Annotated in this window: 13 protein-coding genes; all 13 read right to left on the reverse strand. The window is 50.9% G+C overall.

The genetic code is table 11. The features are described 5' to 3' along the window. Window positions 1-13: 13 nt before the first annotated feature. The 13 genes from HMPREF3022_RS05460 to nrdR all read right to left on the reverse strand — a co-directional run bounded on the left by HMPREF3022_RS05460 (window position 14) and on the right by nrdR (window position 14,899). Complete coding sequence (locus tag HMPREF3022_RS05460) at window positions 14-1,915, reverse strand: polysaccharide biosynthesis protein (protein ID WP_049333559.1); 1,902 nt, start codon at window positions 1,913-1,915, stop codon at window positions 14-16. 111 nt (window positions 1,916-2,026) lie between these two features. Continuing rightward, window positions 2,027-3,202, reverse strand: a complete 1,176-nt coding sequence (locus tag HMPREF3022_RS05465) for a DegT/DnrJ/EryC1/StrS family aminotransferase (protein WP_049333558.1) — start codon at window positions 3,200-3,202, stop codon at window positions 2,027-2,029. Beyond that, entirely contained in the window at window positions 3,195-3,974 is a 780-nt protein-coding gene (locus HMPREF3022_RS05470; RefSeq protein ID WP_049333556.1) for a methionyl-tRNA formyltransferase, read from the reverse strand. Before HMPREF3022_RS05470 ends, HMPREF3022_RS05465 begins: the two co-directional genes overlap by 8 nt. 13 nt (window positions 3,975-3,987) lie before the next feature. Beyond that, window positions 3,988-4,680, reverse strand: a complete 693-nt coding sequence (locus tag HMPREF3022_RS05475; protein WP_049333555.1) for an HAD family hydrolase — start codon at window positions 4,678-4,680, stop codon at window positions 3,988-3,990. Beyond that, the gene (locus HMPREF3022_RS05480; protein WP_049333553.1) at window positions 4,673-5,647 is read right to left on the reverse strand and encodes an ATP-grasp domain-containing protein; all 975 of its coding nucleotides are present in this window, start codon (window positions 5,645-5,647) and stop codon (window positions 4,673-4,675) included. Before HMPREF3022_RS05480 ends, HMPREF3022_RS05475 begins: the two co-directional genes overlap by 8 nt. Beyond that, window positions 5,634-6,251 carry a sugar transferase gene (locus HMPREF3022_RS05485; RefSeq protein ID WP_049333552.1) on the reverse strand — a complete coding sequence of 206 codons (618 nt, stop codon included), beginning with the start codon at window positions 6,249-6,251 and terminating at the stop codon, window positions 5,634-5,636. Before HMPREF3022_RS05485 ends, HMPREF3022_RS05480 begins: the two co-directional genes overlap by 14 nt. Next, window positions 6,244-7,416: a glycosyltransferase gene (locus tag HMPREF3022_RS05490; RefSeq protein ID WP_070765237.1), complete on the reverse strand. Its 1,173-nt coding sequence runs from the start codon at window positions 7,414-7,416 to the stop codon at window positions 6,244-6,246. Before HMPREF3022_RS05490 ends, HMPREF3022_RS05485 begins: the two co-directional genes overlap by 8 nt. A 13-nt stretch (window positions 7,417-7,429) precedes the next feature. Further along, window positions 7,430-8,500, reverse strand: a complete 1,071-nt coding sequence (locus tag HMPREF3022_RS05495) for a glycosyltransferase family 4 protein (protein WP_049333548.1) — start codon at window positions 8,498-8,500, stop codon at window positions 7,430-7,432. Beyond that, window positions 8,497-9,807 (reverse strand): O-antigen ligase family protein, encoded by a 1,311-nt coding sequence (locus tag HMPREF3022_RS05500; RefSeq protein ID WP_070765238.1) that lies wholly within the window; start codon window positions 9,805-9,807, stop codon window positions 8,497-8,499. The genes HMPREF3022_RS05495 and HMPREF3022_RS05500 overlap by 4 nt, the downstream gene beginning before the upstream one ends. Window positions 9,808-9,849: 42 nt before the next feature. Beyond that, window positions 9,850-11,277, reverse strand: coding sequence for an oligosaccharide flippase family protein (locus tag HMPREF3022_RS05505; RefSeq protein WP_049333544.1), 1,428 nt, complete (start codon window positions 11,275-11,277; stop codon window positions 9,850-9,852). A gap of 169 nt (window positions 11,278-11,446) precedes the next feature. After that, window positions 11,447-12,754, reverse strand: a complete 1,308-nt coding sequence (locus HMPREF3022_RS05510; RefSeq protein ID WP_004520865.1) for a nucleotide sugar dehydrogenase — start codon at window positions 12,752-12,754, stop codon at window positions 11,447-11,449. 574 nt (window positions 12,755-13,328) lie between these two features. Continuing rightward, window positions 13,329-14,432, reverse strand: coding sequence for a bifunctional diaminohydroxyphosphoribosylaminopyrimidine deaminase/5-amino-6-(5-phosphoribosylamino)uracil reductase RibD (ribD, locus tag HMPREF3022_RS05515; protein ID WP_049333543.1), 1,104 nt, complete (start codon window positions 14,430-14,432; stop codon window positions 13,329-13,331). Between the two features lie 14 nt (window positions 14,433-14,446). After that, window positions 14,447-14,899, reverse strand: coding sequence for a transcriptional regulator NrdR (gene nrdR, locus HMPREF3022_RS05520; RefSeq protein ID WP_049333541.1), 453 nt, complete (start codon window positions 14,897-14,899; stop codon window positions 14,447-14,449). Between the last annotated feature and the right edge of the window lie 140 nt (window positions 14,900-15,039).

A 15,039-nucleotide genomic window follows, 5' to 3' on the forward strand; every position in this document is an offset into this window, starting at 1 on the left:
CGTCTGAAAATGTTCAGACGGCATTATTGTTTTGTTGCCAAACCAAGTCGCAGATACCGTCTTTAGGTACGAAGCCTGTCGGTGCACGCAGCAGAAGCTGGCGCAGGCTGTCTTGGTCGCTTTGGAGACAAGCGGTTTCGAGTTCCGACAGTATGTCAGATAATTGCGTCCATGGAAGCATTACTTCACTGGCGGTCATAATACGGGGATGAGTGGTTTTTTGCACCTCGTCGCCGATGAGCAGTTCTTCATAAAGTTTCTCGCCCGGGCGCAGGCCGGTAATCTTGATTTCGATGTCGCCGTGTGGGTGTTGCTCGTCTTTGACTTTGAGTCCGCTGAGGACAATCATTTGACGGGCAAGTTCGATGATTTTGACGGATTCGCCCATATCGAGGACGAATACGTCGCCGCCTTTACCCATTGCCCCAGCTTGGATAACCAGTTGCGCTGCTTCGGGAATGGTCATGAAGTAGCGAGTAATGTCTTGGTGGGTCAGGGTAATCGGGCCGCCTTCGGCAATTTGTTTTTCAAATACAGGGACAACGGAGCCGGACGAACCCAATACATTGCCGAAACGTACCATGCAAAAGCGTGTTTTTTGTTCCGGCTCGGCGGCAAGGGCCTGCAGGCAGAGTTCGGCCATGCGTTTGCTGGCGCCCATGGTGTTGGTCGGACGGACAGCTTTGTCGGTGGAAATCAAAACAAAGGTGGAAACGCCCGCATCTACGGCAGCCTGTGCGCAGCAGAGTGTGCCGAACACGTTGTTTTGAATGCCTTCGATGGTGTTGAACTCAACCATAGGGACGTGTTTGTAGGCCGCGGCATGATAAACGGTGTCGACGTGATAGGCCTTCATGATGCTGCTAAGGCGTTCTTTATTTTGAACCGAGCCCAAAAGCGGCACGACTTCAACTTGGCTGCCTTGCGCGGCTTGGGTTTCGCGCAATTCTTTGTCTATGCTGTACAGGGCAAATTCGGACAATTCAAACAACAGCAGTTTGGTCGGACGGCAGTTGAGAATCTGACGGCAGAGTTCGGAGCCGATAGAGCCTCCTGCGCCGGTAACCATCACGACTTTGTCACTGATGTCGGCGCTCATCAATTCAGGGCGCGGTGCCACAGGGGCGCGGCCGAGCAAATCGACCACAGAGATTTTTTTCAATGAGCTGACGTTGATTTTGCCGTCCACCAAATCCTTCATGCCCGGAATGGTCAGGACTTCGCATTTGTATGCTTCGAGGCGGCGAATAATGTCTTTGCGTTCTTCAGGCGTAGAACTTGGAATCGCTAGCAGAATTTTGCGGACGCCGTAGCGGCTGATCAGCATCGGGATTTCGTTGGGGTTGTAGACGGCAAGGTCATAGATGACGGTACGTTGGATTTTCGGGTTGTCATCGACAAAGGCAATGGCCGAGTATTCGTTAACTTGTTTGATGGCTTCCAACAACTGGCGGCCGGATTGGCCTGCACCGTAGATGATGACGGGTGTCATCTGTTTGCGATGATGATCGGTCAGAATCGCGCGCAGGATCATGCGCGAGCTGGTCACGCCGACCACCAAGACCAAGAAATAGACGATGGGCAGGGCAAGGTGTAGTTTTTGTTCAAAAATCAGGGTAGTCAGGCAGAACAAGACCGCTGAAATGATGCTGCCGAATGCGGCGGCGGTCAGGACGCGGATGCTGACGAAGCGCGTGACGGCACGATAGAGGCCGATACGGATGAAAAGGATGATGGTCAGCAACGCGGTGCTGCCGAAAGCCAGCCAGTTGGCGATACTCAACCATTCGTCGGAGTATTGCACTTTAAGGCTTTGGGCAAACCAAAACGCCACGAAGATCATCAAGATATCGTGAATGACGAAGAAGGTTTTTTTTAGATTGCGCGGCAGAGCCAGCAGGGTTTCCAAGTTCATTTTATTTTTTACGTGTGTCTGAGTGTTGTAATGTGGCTTGGTACGGATTGTTTGAAGCAGGCTGTTTTGCTTTTTTCAGACGGCCTGAGGTTGCAGGCCGTCTGAAAATGATTATGCCGTGGCTTCAGTCAATACGGCTTCTATGTTTTCTTTGCAGAACGCAATTTCTTCATCGGTCAGGGTCGGATGCACCAAGAACATCAGGCTGGTGTCGCCCAGTTGGACAGCGTTTTTCAGTCGCTCTTTCGGACGCCAAGGTGTGTTGTCGAAGGCTTTTTCCAAATACACTTCGGAGCAGCTGCCTTGATAGCAGGGGACTTTGCGCGCGTTCAGTTCGCTGACGATGCGGTCGCGCGTCCAGCCTTCTTTCAGGTGTTCGGGTTTGACGAAGGCGTAGAACTTGTATTGCGCGTGTTCGATGTAGTCGGCCACTTCAACCAAACGGATGCTGGCGAATTTGCCCAAGCTTTCAGCCAGTTTGGCGGCGTTTTCTTGGCGGCGCGCCGTCCATTCGGGCATGCGTTTGAGCTGGATGCGGCCGATGACCGCCTGCATTTCCAACATGCGCCAGTTAGTGCCGAAGCTTTCGTGCAGCCAGCGGAAACCGGGTGCGTGTTCGCGGTGGTACACGGCATCGTAGCTTTTGCCGTGGTCTTTGTACGACCACATTTTGCTCCACAGCTCTTTGTCGTTGGTGGTCACCATGCCGCCTTCGCCGCCGGTGGTCATGATTTTGTCTTGGCAGAACGACCATGCGCCGACATGGCCGATAGAGCCGACGGATTTGCCTTTGTATTTCGCGCCGTGCGCTTGGGCGCAGTCTTCGATAACCCACAAGTTATGTTCTTTGGCCAAAGCCATGATGTCGTCCATTTCGGCAGGCATGCCGGCCAGGTGAACCACGATGATGGCTTTTGTGTTTGGCGTCAAAGCGGCTTTGATGGTTTCGGCGCTGATGTTTTGGCTGTTTAAATCGACATCGGCAAACACCGGATTTGCGCCGGCGGTCACGATGCAGGATGCAGAAGCCAAGAAGGTGCGCGAAGTGACAATCACATCATCGCCTTGGCCGATGCCCATTGCTTTGAGGGCTACGTCCAAAGCCAACGTACCGTTGGAAAGGGCGACGGCGTATTGCGTGCCGACAAAGGCAGCAAATTCTTTTTCAAATTCGCGACATTCCGTACCTGTCCAGTAGTTGACTTTATTGGACAGCAGGACTTTGGAAACGGCATCGGCTTCTTCTTGAGTAAAGCTTGGCCATGGGGAGAGTGATGTATTAAGCATTTGTTTTTCCTGCGAAAAGACTGGTTGAGCCTTTGGGGGCGATTTCTTCCAGCAGTTGGCGGTTGATCAGGGTGTATTTCTGACCGTTGATTTCGACGTATGCGCCGTCGTAAGGCGGGAACCAGAAGGCGCGGATTTTCTTCTCGATATTGTCGCCGTCGAGGATTTGCTTCATGGCTTCCATTTCGTCGCGGCTGACGTAGCGGCCGCCGATGTTGGGTGTGGTCGGCAATTTGGTTTTCGACTCGATGGCGCGGGCGATGATGCGTTGTGCGAACGGCTCCAGCGCCTGCATGGTTTTGCGTTCGAGCGATTGGGCGGTTTCTGTTTCGGCGTCGATGGGGAAACGGTCCACTTCGATGATTTCGCCGGTGTCGATGGAGGCATCAACGTAGTGGGCGGTGTTGCCCCATTGGTCCAGTTCGTCCATGATGGCCAGGTTGTAGCCGCCTGTGCCTTTGTATTCGGGCAACAGCGCAGGGTGGAAGTTTATTGTGCCCAAAGTCGGAATGCTCAGGAATTCATCACGCAGCTTGCGCCAGTAAAGGACGGACAAGCCCAAATCGTATTTCAGACGGCCTTCACGCATTGCTTCCAAAGCCGTATCGAAGGTGTACAGGGGCAGGCCCAATTCCTGCGCGGCAGCCGTGGTCGGCGAGCCTTGCAGATGGCTGTCGGTCAAGACGCCGACGATTTCGATATGGTCTTGTTTGGTCAAAAAACGAAGCAGGTTGGCGGAAACCTGTTTACGACCCATAAATAAGATTTTCATGGAGAAATGTCCCTTATGCATTTGCTTTTTCGATGGCGGAAGTTGTCAGTGTAGTCAATTCTTCCAGGGTGTTTATCCAAAGGGTGGGCTGGTATTCACGGCCGTATTGCTCGGGCTCGGCTTGATGAATATTGTGCGGCTTAGGCATGATGCCTATGGAGAGCCAACCCAGTTTGTTGGGTGCGACAAAATCTTTTTTGATGTTGTCGCCGATGTAAATAAAACGTTTTGCGGCCGGATATTTGTTTTGCAGGAAAACGAAACGCTTATCGTCGGGTTTTTCCGATTGCATGGCTTCCGAAATCAAAATGTCGTCAAACAAATCGGTCAGGCCCAATGCCTGTATTTTCAACCGCTGTGTCAGGCTGCGGCCGTCTGTAATCAGGGCGCGTGCGGCAAAAGGGCGCATCAGCTTCCGTAAAAAAGACGGTTCGACATAGGGTCGGATAACAGGCCTATGTAGTCGATATTGCCACAAAAGTGATTGTTTCTCTAGTTCGTTTAATTTGCAATGATGACACAAATTATCGAGCCAGTCTTTACTTTTATTGTCGGCAATTTCATTTAGTACGTCAGCATCGTATTGCGGGTAAAGCGACGTAATGATCCCTACAACTGCCTGTATTCCGGAGAATTTGTAGTCGTACTCAGAGTAAAGCGTATCGTCAAGATCGAAGACGATAACGGATTCTTCCGGCTTAATCATGTTCTCTTACCAAAACCTTAGCATCGTAACGAAGCATGATTAAATTGTTTTCCCAGTCGTCGGAGAACGGGACGTCTTGGCCGCCGATGTATTCTTGAATCAGCCAGCCCGGATAGTTGCCGCCTGCTGCGTAAGTCAGTGGGAAACCGCCGCCGAAGCGCGGGTTGATTTCCACACCGTAGGTTGTGCTGTCGGTTTTGCTGACGAAGAATTGCGCGGTAATGCAGCCGCGTGCGCCTTCCAATACGGCCATTTTTTCAACCAGCTCTTCATACAGGGCATTGCGTCGGGTTGCGCCTTTGCTGACTTCGCCGGTGCGCACTTCCAAACGTTCGCGAGGGATGGCGCATTTCAGACGGCCTTGACGGTCGTAATACATATCGACGGTAAACTCGGAGAAAGTATTCTCAATATCGATGTATTGGGCGAACATCATTTTCGGGTCTTCGGTAATGTCGACAGTCAAATCAGCCGGTGTGTTGATTTTTTTCGCACCGATGGCGCGGCTGCCGTCATAAGGCTTGGCAAAACATGGGAAAACCAAGCGGTCACGTTCGTAAATTTCAGGGGAACGGATGCCGTATTGTGCAAACAGGCCAGCGGTCAGGCGCTTGTCGCGGCACAGGGTAATCAGTTTTGCATCGGAAATGACAATATGTATTCCTTCAGCTTCAAAACGGTCACGTGCTTCGGCCAGTTTGAGCAGCTCGGTATCGATGGTTGGCACAATCAGACCGATGTCGTGTTGTTTGGCCAGCTCTAAAATGCTGTCAATGTATTCGGCTGCATCGATGCGCGGCACGCTGAAAGCGCGGTCGGCAACATGGCAGGCAGAAGACATGTGGGGGTTGAGGTCAGTGGCAAAAACGCCGATGCCGTCTGAAAAACGTGCGGCTTCGGTTTGGAAGTCCTGCACCAATTCGACACGGCGACCTGCCGACAGAATCAGTATGTTATTTTTTTTCATCAGTTTTATTACCCGTGAAATAAGGCATGGTGGCTTCTCCTTCGGCTGAGATGCCTTCTTTGACGAAGACTTTTTTAACCGTCAGGAACAAAATTTTGATATCCAGCCAAAAGCTGAAGTTGTCGATGTACCAAACATCGTGGGCGAACTTTTCGTCCCATGAAATGGCGTTGCGGCCATTGACTTGCGCCCAACCGGTCACGCCCGGTTTCATTTCGTGGCGGCGGTTTTGGAAGTCGTTGTACAACGGCAGGTAGTGCATCAGCAGCGGACGAGGGCCAACTAGACTCATCTCGCCTTTTAAGACATTCCATAATTCAGGAAGTTCGTCCAAACTGGTGGCACGTAATTTTTTGCCGAAATCGGTCAGGCGTTCGCTGTCCGGTAGCGGGTTGCCGTCTTTATCGATTGCATCGCGCATGGAGCGGAATTTAATCATTTTAAACGGCTTGCCATCCTTGCCCGGCCGCTCTTGGATGAAGAACACGGGCGAGCCTAAGTTTTTGCGGATGAGGTACACCAAAATCAAAAACACAGGCGACAGGATAATCAGCCCTGAAGCGGAGGCAACAATGTCAAACAGGCGTTTGAAAAATTTATTCATGAGCTAATCTTTCAATCAGGTTGACGATTTTTTGATAGGCAACGTCGCGCTTGAAGCGGCGGACGATTTCTTCGGACTGAACAGGATCGTCTTTGCGCTTCAAAATATCTTTGGCGGCTTTAACGAAGCTTTCCACATCGCCGGAACGGTAGTCCGCATGCGGCAGCAGGGTAAGGACTTCGGCAACTTCGTCGTTAACCTGGCTGTTCAGAATCGGTTTTTGCAAAGCCATATAGTCGGACAGTTTGTTGGTAATCGACTGCATGGCGTAAGAGTGGATGGCGTTGACGGAGATGTCGCAGCCCTTGGCGACCGACATCATTTCGGCGTAAGGAATGTAGCCGTAAAACTGGATGCCGTCGCAGGCATATTGTTTGAGCCTGTCCAAATCGGGACCGCCGCCCATGATGTGCAACTCGACGTTTTCGCCGGCGTCCAACAGCTTGCGAATGCCTTTGCACACAGTTTCCACGTCATAGCTGTAACTGAGCGTGCCCAAATAGAAGAAGCGGGTTTTGTCGTCGCCGAAATTTTTGGCAGGCGCGGCATCGAGTTTCGGAAAATCCGCGCCGATATAGACGACTTCGCCGGGTACGTTCGGATTGGCTTCTTTGGCGCGGTCTAGATAAGTCTGCGATACGGCAACCAGCGCGTCGGCGTAGCGGTAGGCTTGGTTGGCGCGTGAAGCAAAGGGCAGCAGGTTGTGCGGTACTTTTTTCAAAAACGGTACGACCGAGGAGAAGGACTCCGGCCATACGTCCTGCACATCGACAATCAGCTTGTAGCCCAAACGCGCTTTGTGTTTGCCCAAGAGCAGGTTGGTGGCAATCAGCGGATAGGCGGAAAAGACGACGTCTTGTTCTCCCGGACGGCAGTTTTCCAACCATTTTTCAAAATGTTTGACGAAGCGGTGATGGCTGATCACGCGTCCCAAAGACACGTTTTTGCTGTATCCGCTTTCTTCCAACAGCATCACTTTCAGACGGCCTTGTGAGGCGGCCTCGGCATCTTCAGGCCGTCTGAAAGATTTGTCGTAGTGCTTGAAGTTGCTGGTAATCAGCAACACGTCATGCGACTGCGACAACAGCTCGGCAAGATACCAGAAGCGGTTGAAATGCGGCTCGGACGGCAGCGAGCAATAAGGGGCGACGATGGTAATGTTCATGTTTCAGACGGCCTTACATTTCGTACGCAGCCATGGTGGTGCGGTAGATTTCGTCGTCGGAGCATAAGGTCTCAACGTGTTTGTGCAGGGCTTTGCCCATTTGACTGCGCAACTCAGGATGCTTGATGAGTGTATCGACGGCTTCGATAAACGCTTCGTCATCGCCGAAAGGAATGCAGTAGCCGGTTTGGCCGGTGATGACCATTTCGGAAATGCCCGCCATGTTGTAGGTCACGACAGGTGTGTCGTAAAGGCCGGCTTCCAAAATATTGTTGCCGACACCTGCGCCGTGGTCGCCCACGCAATGCGGCGTGTTCACCAAAATATCGACTTCTTTAAAGTAGCCGGTCAAGTCGCGGACGCCGCCGAGGAAGGTAACTTTGTCTTCAATACCCAAACGTTTGGCTTGGGCTTTGAGGTTGTCCATTTCTTCGCCGATACCTGCAACGTTGAGGCGTACAGGCATGCCGCGGTCAACCATTTTCTTCAAAATATCCAACATCAGATGTACGGCGCGGACGGTGTCCAAACGGGATAGCGTGCCCAGTTGGACATAGTCTTTGACTGTTTTTTCAGGAACGTAATCCGCTTTGTGCAGGGCGTTGTAAGTGTAGGTGATGCGGTTGGCAGGGAAACCGTAACGGATGAGTTTTTCGCGTTCGTGTTTGCAGTTGCCGATGATGTACACGCCCAGCTTGTCGAAAAGCTTGGCAATTTTCGGATAAGTTTCCGGATCAAGGCCGCGCGCGTGGTAGAACACTTTGGTTTTCGGCGAGGCAAACTTGGCCGCAATGGCGCAGGCCGGAACGATACGCGCCATTTGGCAGTGAACCACATCAGGTTTTTCTTTTTTTAGTAGTTTCATATAGGCAAACATGCCTTTGACGTAACCCAAAAGACCGCCTTGGTAAAAATCGATCGGCTGCCAACGGATGCCCAATGCTTGCGCTTCCTGAATCAAAGGGCCGTCTGAAGAGGCCAATACGATATCGTGTCCGCGTTGTTTGAGCAGGCGGCCGAGGCGGAAAGTGGCATTTTCAGTGCCACCGAGGCCGGACATGGAGGTAGTCAGGATGATTTTCATGATGGTTTCTTCGTATCGTATAGTGTTTCGTTGTATGCGTAAGCGGCCATATCTTTCAGCTTGGGCGCAACAAATACGCTGTAAATAAAAATCAGCAGGCAGGGCAGCCAGATAAACGGCATACGCAAAATAGTGGACGGAATAAAACCGGCCAGCAGGAAAATGCCCAAGGCAACCCAAGCCAAAACGCGCGATTTGCCGGTTACTGCGCGGTTTGAGGCGGTGTAGAGGAAATAACACGCCACAAAGGCAATAAAGCCGAGTAAGGAAATCATGCCGAAACCCAGATACAGCTCGATGATGAAGCTGTGCGGGTTTTCAAAGCCCAAGCTGCCGCTCAAATGGCCGCCGAAATATTCGCGGAAGTTTTTAGGACCATAGCCGGTCAGCAGCAGGGGCGGATTGTTCCAGAAGTAGTTGTAAATCTCCTGACGGTAGGACACGGAGTTGTCGCTGCCCAAGTCGTACAGGAAGAGGTACACGCGGCTGGAAAAGCGTTCCAAAAACTGGTTGCCGTTGAGTGACAGCAAAAATTCTGCAATCGCGCGTGACGGAATCATCGACAACACCAACGCCAGCAAACCAGCTACGCCAACCGTAATAAAACCATTTTTGCGATAGGCCGTATAAACCAGCAAAATCAACAGGTAACAGCCGATAGCGGTACGCGATACGCTGGCGAAAATGGCCATGCCCAACAGCAGGAACAAGCCCCAGCCCAGCAGTTTTTCTTTGTGTTTCCGTCCTTGGAGTTGGAAGAAAAACAAAATGGCAGGCGCAAGGCAGACTGCGGTGGCGGCAAGGTTGTTCGGGTTAAAGAACAAGCCTTTGAGCGAGCCTTCATCAATAGCCAATTCATCGCTGGCACTCACAAACTGAATGCCGGTGGCCAGCTCTGCAAAAGGCGGCACGGCGATAAACAGCGTAAATACGATGAGGAACTTCTGAATTGTCCTCAAAGGGTTGTCGGCGCGCTTCAATACTTGGTAAAACAAGTAGAAGAAAGCTGGAACCGCCATAAAAAACAAAATATCCATGTACTGCGTCGGCGTCAGCGACGTAATGCCCATGTGGATGGCAGGCCAGATGCACATGGCGGTCAGGGCGCAGAGCATGGTGAAAATCTTGCGCGGAATATGCTTGCTTTCCAGAAAAAATACGACAAAACCAAGCAGTACAAATATCAGGGTCAGCGGGTTGTCGATACGCGGTACGCCGACTTTAAAGGACAGCGCAGGCCCCAGCATATAGGCTGCGAGCATGATGTATAGGATGTAAGTGTATAAGTTCAGACGTTTTATTTTCATAGTCGTGCTGTTGTTATCGTAGAGACGTGAATCTCAGGTTGGCTATTTTGCCGAACGGTTTAATTTGGCTTTGATTTTTTCGGTCGCGGCAAATAGTGCGTGTTTGTATTTTAGGAACAGGAAACCCAGTCCGACTGCCCATGCCAGCGCAAAACAAATATAGTTGTCGCGCGTACCCAGCCACGTGTAGGCAAGGCAGATCATCAGGCAGAGCGTTGAGTTGGTATAAATCTTCAGGCGCGGCAAAGGCTGCCACAGGCGTGAAGAGAATTCGGTTTTCAAGATGAAAAACAGCCAAAAAGCCGTTGCGCTGGCCATTGCCGCACCTTTTGCACCGAATTTCGGTACCAGCAGATAGAGCAGGGCGGTATTGGCGATAAAGGCAACGATGTTGATGACGGTAATCAGCCAAGTCGAGCGGACGACGTTCAACCCGATGCCGCTGACTTCGGTCAGCGTGTAAAACAGGGGAAAAAGCATACACGAGAGCAGGATAAATTGAACCTGCGTGTATTTTTCCGGCAGTATCCAAGTCGCCATCGGCGAGAAAATCCCGATGAGGCAAATCATTGCGCTGATGAGGACGGTCATGGAAAGCGTGATGTCGCCGATTTTGTCCAGATTGGTTTTTTCTTCTACCCATTTAAACACTAAAGGTGCCCAAATGGTGGAGAACACGCTTTGGAAAATCAGGGCGACGGCGCCAAAGCTGACCGCCATTGAATAAATACCCAACTCGTCCAAGCCCGAGATATTCTTGAGGACAAAACGGTCAATCGAAGTTAAACCCCAATAGGCCAAGTTGCCGAATGCCAGCGGCAGGCCGTAGCGCAGGCCGTCCCGATGCAACTCAGGCGACCATTTCGCATGGGAAACGGCTTGCAGGTCTCGGCGCAGCTGATATATCAATAGCACAACGGTCAGCACTTGGGCGGCAGTGTAGGCAAAAACCAGCGAAGTGGTATTGGCAGGCAAGCCGGAAGCAATCACGGCAAAAACCAACACCAAAATCAAGAATTTCGGCGCAAGCTGGCTGACGGAAAAAGCCAATGCCTGTTCTTTCATCCGCAAAATCAGGGCTAAAAAACGGGTAATCAGCGTGGTGGCCAAGAAAATCAGAAAGAGAATCCCCAAATTTGCACTGGGGATGTCAAAAATGATTTCAGACGGCCATGATGCGTTTATCAGTAACACTAAAACCACAACCGCCACAGTCAGAATCAATGGCGATAAAAAAACGGATTTGAACAGCGCGGCCTTGTCTTTAACTGCGTAATAGTCGCGAATATAGGATTGGTCCAGCCCCAAGCCCAGCAACAGGATGCTCAGTCCGGCAATGGTCTGCAAGAGTACGATACGGCCGATGTCTTCCGCAGGGAAGTACCATGAGATGAGCGGCAGGGAAAGCAGGCCGAAGGCGGCGCTTCCTACCGGGCCCAATGCGTAGCCGAGGATTTTTTTCGCGTTCATATTATTTGTTTTCAGACGGCCGGAAGTTCGAGCTGAGCGTTTTTTGTAAGAGATGCGTTGTTACCGTTGCCGGTTTTCCAAGGCCGTCTGAAAAAACAAATGGCCTTGGGAAACCGGCCGCCGTCCCGATTGGGGAAACCGGAGGCAGCCGGATGCGTCTGAAGCAAGATTATGCTTTGATGACTTTAGGATTTTTCACTGGGAATTTGCCGCGTGTATCGACAATCAGCTTGGCATGTTCGGTGATCATGTCATAGTCGAATTTGTCGTGATCGGTGGTCAGAACCACGCAATCGTATTGAGCGACAGTTTCAGGAGTCAGCGCTTCGCTCTTCAGGTCGAAGTAGTGGTGGCCGGGGATATGTGGGAACTCTGGAACGTGTGGGTCAGAGTAGGAAACCACTGCGCCCAGTTTGTGCAGTCGGTCCATAACTTCCACAGACGGGCTTTCACGCATATCGTCCACGTTTTTCTTGTAGGCGATACCCAATACCAAGATTTTGCTGTCTTTGATAGAACGGTTGTGGTCATTCAAAGCCAGGCCGACTTTTTCGATAACGTAGTCGGGCATGTGGGAGTTTACTTCGCCGGCAAGCTCGATGAAGCGGGTGTTTACGCCGTATTCGCGTGCTTTCCAAGTCAGGTAGAACGGGTCGATAGGGATACAGTGGCCGCCCAAGCCGGGGCCCGGGTAATAAGCAACGAAGCCGAACGGTTTGGTTGCAGCGGCATTGATGACTTCGTGAATGTCGATGCCCATTTTGTCGGCAACGATTTTCATCTCGTTCACCAAGCCGATGTTTACGGCGCGGTGGATGTTTTCCAGAAGTTTGGTCAGCTCGGCAGCTTTGGTGGAGCTTACTGGAACAACTTTATCGATGGCAGGTTGGTACAGCGCAAGGCCGACTTCCAAACAAGCAGGGGTATGGCCGCCGATGACTTTTGGAATGGTACGGGTTTCAAAGTTAGGGTTACCCGGGTCTTCACGCTCAGGAGAGTAAACCAAGAACACGTCTTGACCGACTTTCAAGCCGCCTTCTTCCATGCGTGGCAGCAATTCTTCTTCGGTAGTGCCGGGATAGGTGGTAGATTCCAAAGACAGCACTTGACCGGCGCGCAGGTAAGGTTTTACCGCATCGGTAGTGTCAATCACAAAGCTCATGTCCGGCTCGCGGTATTTGTTCAGCGGAGTCGGTACGCACAAAATGACGGCTTCTACTTCGCCGATGCGGGAGAAGTCGGTCGTTGCTTCAAACAGACTGTTGGAAGCAGCGGCAATTTTGTCGGAAGGGATATGCTCGATGTAGCTTTCGCCTTTGTTGAGCTTGTCGACTTTGTTGGTGTCAATGTCGAAACCCAAAACTTGGTAACCGATATCCACATAGCGCAACATCAGTGGTAAACCGACGTAGCCTAAGCCAACGATGCCGATTTTTGCGGTCTTATCGGCAAATTTTTGTATCGTAATGTTTTTCATGATGTCTTTCGTTTAATGAATGAGTAAATCGGGAGTATTTGCCCGATGCCTGAGTTGTTTGCTGCAACCGCATAGCCATAGCCGGCTGCCGTATCGTGTGAAGCCTTAAAACCATACTTATAATTACATTAGACAAAATCATAAGCACTTATCTGATTCGTCTCAATCAAAAAAGTTTAACGGTCGTTCAGACGGCCTCTATGGTATGGAAACGGTATTTTTGAATACTTAATTTTTAGAAATTACATTCAACCACATGTTTTGATTTTAGATATTGTTTTGTCAAATGTATGATTCATAAAATGAAACTACCGTTTATGCCATTTAAAACCCTTCTAGAATAAAAACTTTTAATAAATTTTCGTGGCTTAACTTATCTTAATAATCCATTATTTCGTGATGAAAAAAAGGAAAATTTGTCGACAATCGGCTTGAGGATAGTTAACTTAAGTCAAAGTTTTAAATTGGAATACGCTAAAGTCATTATAATATATTGACGAAAAAATTACATTTATTGCTATGTAAATGATAGATATATCCTATTAAAAGTGGTTTGATTATTAAGTTGAGGCAATTAGACGGATTTTTTCCGGAGAACCCATTTAATGTCCTGCCCGATGATTTCTACCGATTGACTTTGCCAAGGGCCGTCTGAAAGTAGGGCGGCCGGATTTTCAGGAAGGGAGAAAAGAGGTTTGCCTGCGCCTAACAGTTTCGGCGCTTGGTAGAGGACGATTTCATCCACCAAGTCATCCTTCAGGAAGGCTGAAGCAAGTGTTGATCCGGCTTCTACCAGAACTTCGCCAAAGCCAAGCTCTGCCAGTTGCGGCATGAGTGAAAGAAGATTGATGCGGCCGTTGATGTGTTCAGGCGGCCTGATGATGCGGATATGTTCAAATGTGCTTAGAGCCTGCAAACGTTGTTCGTCTGAGGAAAGGGTAACGATAACGGTCGGGCTGTCGGTATCGGTAACGAGGTGGCAGTCCAAAGGGATTTGCAGTCGGCTGTCCAAGACGATGCGCGCAGGTTGGCGCAGGGTGAGGAAGCTGCGGACATTGAGTTTCGGGTTGTCGGCAAGTACGGTACCGATACCGGTCAAAACGGCGCAACTTTCGGCACGGAGAATTTGTACGTCTTCGCGCGCCGCTTCGCCGGTAATCCAAAAGCTGCGGCCGTCTGAAAGGGCGGTTTTACCGTCCAAACTGGCGGCGCATTTGAGGCGGACAAACGGTCTGCCGCGTTCGATACGTGACAGGAAACCGCGGTTGAGCTCGCGCGCCTGAGCTTCCAATAAACCGCTTTCGGTACGGATTCCGGCAGCTTCCAACATAGATAAGCCTTTGCCTGCGACCAATGGGTTAGGGTCGGTCATGGCGGCGACTACGCGCGTTACGCCGGAATGAACCAGCGCTTCGGCGCATGGCGGTGTGCGGCCGTAATGGCTGCAAGGTTCTAGCGTGACATAGGCTGTTGCGCCTTTTGCCGCCGCTCCGGCCTGCCTCAAGGCGTGAACTTCAGCGTGCGGCTCGCCTGCTTTGACGTGGAAACCTTGTCCGACGATTTGTGCACCGTGTGCAATTACGCAACCGACGCGGGGATTGGGGGAAGTAGAAAACCGCCCAAGCTTGGCCAGCTCGAGGGCGGTTTGCATCATTTGGGTATCAAGTGCGGAAAACATGGTTTCAGACGGCCTTATTTGGCTTTGCATTCGGCAATGACTTGGGTGAATTCGGAAACGTCTTTAAAGCTTTTATAGACGGACGCGAAGCGGACATAAGCGACTTGGTCGATTTTTGCCAGCTCTTCCATCGCCATTTCGCCGACGATGCGCGAAGCGACTTCTTTTTTGCCCAAACGGTAGAGGCGTTGCTCGATAAGGGCAACGGTTTCATCGATTTGTTCTTGTGTGACAGGGCGTTTGTGCAGCGCGCGCTCAAGGCTAGTCTGCAGTTTGTGTGCATTGAAGGGAACCCGTGTACCGTTGGATTTGATGACTTGCGGCATCCGCATTTCAACGGTTTCAAAGGTGCTGAAGCGTTGTCCGCATTCCAAGCATTTGCGACGGCGACGGATGCTGTTGGTGTCTTCCAGCCATCGCGAGTCGGCTACTTGTGTGTTGGGGTGTTGGCAAAACGGGCACTTCATCGGGTTTCCTTGTCATACGCTCGGCAAGGTCGCTAAGCAATTGAATTTATTGTTTGTGACCTATTATTGTAGCGGATTGCGCTATTTTCGTATAGTAAAGGCTTTGACTATAGATTAAGTATAAAAAGGCCATCTGAAAG

Origin of the sequence: Neisseria sp. HMSC065C04 (assembly GCF_001815375.1) — a bacterium.
Classification (GTDB): Bacteria; Pseudomonadota; Gammaproteobacteria; order Burkholderiales; family Neisseriaceae; genus Neisseria; species Neisseria flavescens_D.

Excerpts from the sequence above, each read along its gene's own strand:
- HMPREF3022_RS05510 (WP_004520865.1), bottom strand. The coding sequence starts at position 12,754 with ATGAAAAACATTACGATACAAAAATTTGCCGATAAGACCGCAAAAATC.
- HMPREF3022_RS05460 (WP_049333559.1), bottom strand. The coding sequence starts at position 1,915 with ATGAACTTGGAAACCCTGCTGGCTCTGCCGCGCAATCTAAAAAAAACC.
- HMPREF3022_RS05465 (WP_049333558.1), bottom strand. The coding sequence starts at position 3,202 with ATGCTTAATACATCACTCTCCCCATGGCCAAGCTTTACTCAAGAAGAA.
- HMPREF3022_RS05485 (WP_049333552.1), bottom strand. The coding sequence starts at position 6,251 with ATGAATAAATTTTTCAAACGCCTGTTTGACATTGTTGCCTCCGCTTCA.
- HMPREF3022_RS05490 (WP_070765237.1), bottom strand. The coding sequence starts at position 7,416 with ATGAACATTACCATCGTCGCCCCTTATTGCTCGCTGCCGTCCGAGCCG.
- HMPREF3022_RS05475 (WP_049333555.1), bottom strand. The coding sequence starts at position 4,680 with ATGATTAAGCCGGAAGAATCCGTTATCGTCTTCGATCTTGACGATACG.
- nrdR (WP_049333541.1), bottom strand. The coding sequence starts at position 14,899 with ATGAAGTGCCCGTTTTGCCAACACCCCAACACACAAGTAGCCGACTCG.
- ribD (WP_049333543.1), bottom strand. The coding sequence starts at position 14,432 with ATGTTTTCCGCACTTGATACCCAAATGATGCAAACCGCCCTCGAGCTG.
- HMPREF3022_RS05480 (WP_049333553.1), bottom strand. The coding sequence starts at position 5,647 with ATGAAAAAAAATAACATACTGATTCTGTCGGCAGGTCGCCGTGTCGAA.
- HMPREF3022_RS05495 (WP_049333548.1), bottom strand. The coding sequence starts at position 8,500 with ATGAAAATCATCCTGACTACCTCCATGTCCGGCCTCGGTGGCACTGAA.
- HMPREF3022_RS05470 (WP_049333556.1), bottom strand. The coding sequence starts at position 3,974 with ATGAAAATCTTATTTATGGGTCGTAAACAGGTTTCCGCCAACCTGCTT.
- HMPREF3022_RS05500 (WP_070765238.1), bottom strand. The coding sequence starts at position 9,807 with ATGAAAATAAAACGTCTGAACTTATACACTTACATCCTATACATCATG.
- HMPREF3022_RS05505 (WP_049333544.1), bottom strand. The coding sequence starts at position 11,277 with ATGAACGCGAAAAAAATCCTCGGCTACGCATTGGGCCCGGTAGGAAGC.